The sequence below is a fragment of the Spirillospora sp. NPDC000708 genome (assembly GCF_040299565.1).
In the GTDB taxonomy this organism is placed as follows: Bacteria; Actinomycetota; Actinomycetes; order Streptosporangiales; family Streptosporangiaceae; genus Spirillospora.
The window spans coordinates 1-5,107 of the sequence record NZ_JBEPCJ010000195.1 but is presented as its reverse complement, the minus strand read 5'-3'; the positions used below and the strand labels follow the sequence as shown (position 1 = coordinate 5,107).

Annotated in this window: 5 protein-coding genes; 2 read left to right on the top strand and 3 right to left on the bottom strand. The window is 76.4% G+C overall.

Going from position 1 to position 5,107, the window contains the following annotated elements; all coding sequences use genetic code 11:
* From ABT299_RS52135 to ABT299_RS52125, 3 genes are all read right to left on the bottom strand, one after another.
* On the bottom strand, positions 1 to 293 hold a 293-nt coding region (locus tag ABT299_RS52135; protein WP_500255409.1), incomplete at its 3' end, for a hypothetical protein.
* Between the two features lie 217 nt (positions 294 to 510).
* Positions 511 to 1,050, bottom strand: coding sequence for a MarR family transcriptional regulator (locus ABT299_RS52130; protein ID WP_190865249.1), 540 nt, complete (start codon positions 1,048 to 1,050; stop codon positions 511 to 513).
* A 124-nt stretch (positions 1,051 to 1,174) separates the two neighbouring features.
* Positions 1,175 to 2,272: an Lrp/AsnC family transcriptional regulator gene (locus ABT299_RS52125; protein WP_500255408.1), complete on the bottom strand. Its 1,098-nt coding sequence runs from the start codon at positions 2,270 to 2,272 to the stop codon at positions 1,175 to 1,177.
* Between the two features lie 70 nt (positions 2,273 to 2,342).
* On the opposite strand from ABT299_RS52125, the gene ABT299_RS52120 reads away from it, so the two are divergent.
* Both ABT299_RS52120 and ABT299_RS52115 read left to right on the top strand, forming a co-directional pair.
* Positions 2,343 to 3,551 carry a M20 metallopeptidase family protein gene (locus ABT299_RS52120; RefSeq protein ID WP_500255407.1) on the top strand — a complete coding sequence of 403 codons (1,209 nt, stop codon included), beginning with the start codon at positions 2,343 to 2,345 and terminating at the stop codon, positions 3,549 to 3,551.
* On the top strand, positions 3,548 to 4,984 hold the full coding sequence (locus ABT299_RS52115) for an MFS transporter (protein ID WP_500255406.1): 1,437 nt from the start codon (positions 3,548 to 3,550) through the stop codon (positions 4,982 to 4,984). The genes ABT299_RS52120 and ABT299_RS52115 overlap by 4 nt, the downstream gene beginning before the upstream one ends.
* Positions 4,985 to 5,107: the final 123 nt, after the last annotated feature.

Below are 5,107 nucleotides of genomic sequence, written 5' to 3'. Positions count from 1 at the left end.
GGGGGGGGGCGGGCCACCCCCCGGGGCCGCGGCCAAACCACCGGGCGCCCCGCCCCCGACCGCTCCACCCTCCCGGGCGCCCCCCCCCCCCCCCCGCCCGCCCCCCCCGGCGCGGTGGGGAAGGGCTCGACGGGGAGCAGGATGCGCGAGTGGTAGTCGTTCACCAGCAGGCGGGCGCCGCGGATCCGCGGGAGCTCCCGCTGGAGGAGGGCGGCCAGCGTCTCCGGGAGCGCATGCGCCGGGGCGGTGCGCAGCGTCCGTTCGACCTCGGCCGCGCGGCCGTGCGTGCTCATTGCGACCCCATCTCGTTGTCCGGGCCGTCCACCTCCCGGGGGCATGGTTCCTCCGCAGCCCGTCCGGACCGGGACGGGGAACCGCAGGGGAAGACTGCCAAAAAGCTTGCCACATGGCAAATACTTGATGTCGAGGAGCACCGGAATTCCCTCCGGTACTTGCGGGCGGCGCGTGCGGCGGGGCGGCGCGCGCGGGAGCGGGACGCGGGCGGCGGGGTCAGGCCGTCCGCGAGCCGAGCGCCTCGGACGCGCCCGCGTCCTGCCGCTCGCGCGCCATGTCGAACTCGGTGAGCGCGTCGATCAGCCGCCCCCGGGACGCGGGCGACAGCTGCGCGAGCACCTCGCGCACCGCCTCCCGGCGGCGCCGGGTCAGCTCCGAGTACAGCCGCTCGCCCTGCTTGCTCAGCCGGACGATGATCTCCCGCCGGTCGGCGACCGCGTTCTCCCGCACGACCAGGCCCGCGGCCTCCAGCCGGTCGCACAGCCGGCTCGCGGACGAGGGGATCGCGCCGAGCTCCTCGGCGAGCCGGCCGAGGTTCGGCCGGCCGAACCGGGCGATCGCCTCCACGGCGCGCAGCTGGATCGGCGACACCGCCGGCTCCAGGCCCTGGTCGGCGCGGCTCCACAGCAGCGCGGCCGCGCTCAGCACCCGCTCCACGGCGGCGGTGACGTCGTCCGGCACCTCGCCCGTGCCGCCGCCCGCCGGTTCCTCCGTCGCCGGGTCGTCGGTCGAGAGCCGCGGTCGTCGCTGAGTCACGCCCCCGCCTTTCTCATGGAGTTCCCTGGCCAGGCCGCTCACGGCGCAGGCTCGCGCGTCCCGCCGCGGCGGGACGGGACGGGGCGCGTGGCGGACGGTAGACCACGATAAACGACGACGCCCGTCAGGGGGCGGCGGCGGACGGGCCGGGCCCCTCTCGGAGCCGCGCGACGAGGTCGCCGAGCGCGTCCTCGGTGCCGGGGTCGTCCCACGTCCAGAACGGGACGGTGCGCAGGTGCCGGCCCTGCGGGTCGAGCAGCTGGCCGGCGAGCTTCACCTGCCACAGCGCGACCGCCCGGTCCGTGATCGTCAGCTGCGGGAAGCGCCGCCGCAGCGCCGTCTCGAACGACTGGACGCGCTCCACCGACCGCAGCCACACGGCGAACAGCACGTTGTCCGACCCGGTCAGCGACGCGCACATCCGGGTCTCGCGGAGCCCGGCGAGCAGGGCCGCGAGCCGCGCCACCTCGTCGGGCGGCGCCGCGCCCCACAGGTACACCGTCACCGGCCAGCCGGACAGGAACCGCGCGACCTCGCACCGGTACATCAGCGCGCCGCCGCCGTGCATCCGGGCGAGGCGGCGCCGCACGGTGGTCGGGCTGAGGCCGGTGCGCTCGGCGAGCCGCGCGACGGGCTGCCGGCAGTCCTCCACCAGCAGCCGCGCGAGCGCCTGGTCCTCGGCGCGCAGCGCCCACCCGCCCATCTCGCCCGGACCGCGGGGGCGGTCGCGCGCCAGCAGGTCCCGCTGCTCGCGGCCGAGCCGGTCGAGCCGCCACCGGCTGCCCTCGGAGTGCAGGGTGGTGGCGATCTGCGTGCGGGTCGCGGCGACGCCGTCCAGCCGGCCGAGCCGGAAGCCGACATAGCGGGCGAGCTCCGCGTTGTCGCGGACCACCACGGTCATGAGCAGGTCCCGGCCGCCGGTGACGTGCTCCAGGTTGAACACGTGCGGGTCCTCGGCGATCTCCGCGGCCACCGCGTGCAGCCGGCCCGGCACGCAGTCGATCTCGATGAACGCCATCACCGGGGTCAGCCAGTCGACCGCGGCCGGGAAGCACGCCAGCCAGGCCAGCCCGGCCCCGGTCAGCCGCGCCCAGCGGCGCGCGGCGGTGGAGGCGTCCGCGCCGATCGCGGCGCCGATCCGCCGCCAGTCGGCGCGCGGGGCGGTCTGCAGCGCGGTGACGAGCAGGTGGTCGAGCTCGTCGAGGGTGGTCGATGTCGGCATCCGGGCGGCCTCTCGCGGTGGATACCGGCAGAAGCCGGGCGGAAAGGGTCCGCTTCCGCACCATACCCCCATGTCTGTCTGTGACGATGCCGCTGACCTGCGGGAAGAACTGACCGAACTGCGCCGCGCCCTGCACCGCGAGCCGGAGCTCGGCCTCGACCTGCCGCGCACCCAGGAGAAGGTCCTCGCCGCGCTGGACGGGCTGCCGCTGGAGATCACCACCGGCAAGGGCCTCAGCTCGGTCACCGCCGTGCTGCGCGGTGGCGCCGCCCGCGCGGACGGCCGGCGGCCCGCCGTGCTGCTGCGCGGCGACATGGACGCGCTCCCCGTCCAGGAGGACACCGGCCTCGACTACGCCTCGACGATCCCCGGCCGCATGCACGCCTGCGGGCACGACCTGCACGTCGCGGGCCTCGTCGGCGCCGCGAAGCTGCTCGCCGCGCGCCGCGAGCGGCTGGCCGGCGACGTGGTGCTGATGTTCCAGCCCGGCGAGGAGGGCATGGGCGGCGCCAAGATCATGATCGACGAGGGGGTGCTGGACGCGGCGGGGGAGCGCGCCGTCGCCGCCTACGCCCTGCACGTGTTCTCCACCGCGCTGCCGCGGGGCACCGTCGTCAGCCGCGGCGGGACGGCGATGGCCGCGTCCGACGCGGTGAACGTCGTCGTGCGCGGCGAGGGCGGGCACGGCTCGTCGCCCCACGCCGCCAAGGACCCGGTGCCCGCGCTCGCCGCGATGGTCGGCGCGCTCCAGACGATGGTCACCCGCGAGCTGGACATCTTCGACCCGGCCGTGGTCACCGTCGGCTCGATCCACGCCGGGACGGCCGGGAACGTCATCCCCGAGACCGCGTCGATGGACGTCACCGTCCGGTCGTTCTCCGCGGAGGCGCACCGCAGGGTCCGCGCGGGCGTCGAGCGCACCGTGCGCGGGATCGCCGCCGCCCACGGCGTCGAGGCCGAGATCGATTACGTCGAGCAGTACCCCGTCACCGTCAACGCCCCGGACGAGGCCGCGTTCGCTCTGGGCACCGCCCGCGACCTGTTCGGCGGCGCGCGCGTCTTCGACGTCCCGCGCCCGATGGCCGGCTCCGAGGACTTCTCGTTCGTCCTCCAGCAGGTCCCCGGCGCGTTCATCGGGCTCGGCGCCTGCCCCGCCGATCGCGAGCCGGCCACCGCGCCGATGAACCACTCCCCGCAGGCCGCCTACGACGACGCCGTCCTGCCCGACGCGGCGGCGCTGCTGGCCGAGCTCGCCATGCGCCGCCTGGAGGACGCGTGACGGCCGCCACCGGCGCCGCGTCCGGGGCGCCGGACGCGGGCGCGCCGGACGCGGGCGCGCCGCCGGTGCGGTCCGTCACCGCCGTGGTCGGCCTGCTGGTGCTCTTCGAGCTGGTCAGCGGGTTCCTCCAGGCCGGGATCGCGCCGATCCTGCCGAGCATCGGCGACACCTTCGGCGTCTCCGACTCCGCCGTCGCGCTCGTCGTGTCCGTCCAGCTGCTGTCCGCGGCGGTCTGTGCGCCCGCCCTGGGGCGGCTCGGCGACCTGCACGGCCACCGCCGGATGCTGCGGATCGCGCTGGCCTGTGTCGCGGCCGGCTCGGTGCTCTGCGCGGTCGCGCCCGCCTTCCCGGTGCTGCTGCTCGGGCGCCTGCTGCAGGGCCCGCTCGTCGCGCTGATGCCGCTGGAGATCGCGCTGATCCGCGACCGGCTCCCCGTCGGCCTCGCCCGGCGTGCGATCGCCCGACTGGTCGGCGCGCTGACCCTCGGCGGCCTGCTCGGCGCCGTCGGGATGGGCGCGGCGGGCAAGATCTTCGGCGACGTCCGGATCGCCCTCGCCGTCCCCGCCGTGCTCGCGCTGGCGTGCGTGGCCGTCTCGATGGTCGCGATCCCGGAGTCGGTCACCCGCGCCGCCGGACGGGTCGACCGGCCGGGCGTCGTGCTGCTCGGCCTCGCCGTCCTCGGCCTGCTCGCCGGGGTGTCGGCGGCCGGCGACCACGGCTGGCTCAGCGGGCGCGTCCTGGTCCCCACCCTGGCGGGCCTGGTCCTGCTCGCGGTCTGGGCGCTCGTCGAGCTGCGCACCGCCGAGCCGCTCGTGGACCTGCGCGCCATGGCCGGACGGCACGTCGCGCCGTTCTACTTCGCCTCGTTCGCGTTCGGCGTGGTCTACTTCGGCGGCCAGTCCCCGAACGCCACCTTCTTCGCCACCGACCGGGACGAGGCCGGCTACGGGTTCGGGCTGTCCTCGCTGTCGATCGCGCTCGCCACGCTGCCCGCCATGATCGCCAGCATCGCGGGGTCCGCGTGCACCGCCCGGATCGCCGCGAAGGTCGGCTACCGCACCGCGCTGATCGGCTCGTTCCTGCTGGTCGGCGTCGGGTTCGTCGCGTTCGCGGCGGCGCACGGGGCGCTGTGGGCGGTGGTCGCCGAGCTGACCCTGATGGGCCTCGGGCTGGGCACCGCGCTCGGCGCGATGCCGACGGTGATCGCCGAGGCGTCCGACCCGTCCCGGACGGGCGTCGCCACCGCCGTCTACAACAACGTCAAGACGGTCGGCGGCGCGGTCGCGGGCGGCCTGTTCGGGACGCTGCTCGCCGCGCCCGCCGGCCGGGACGACCCCGGCGAGGGCGGCTACGTCGCGGTCTGGCTGATCGGCGCCGCGTTCGCCTTGGTCGCGGCGCTGCTCGCGGTGGCCGCCCGTAGGCGCGAGGTCTGAGGCGGCGGACGTCCCGCCCGGCCCCCCCGCGGGGCGACCGCGCGGCGGTACCCCAATATAACCGAATAACCACCCCCAAACACGGCAAAACACCCCGCGGACCACGGGTGGCGCCGCGCCCCC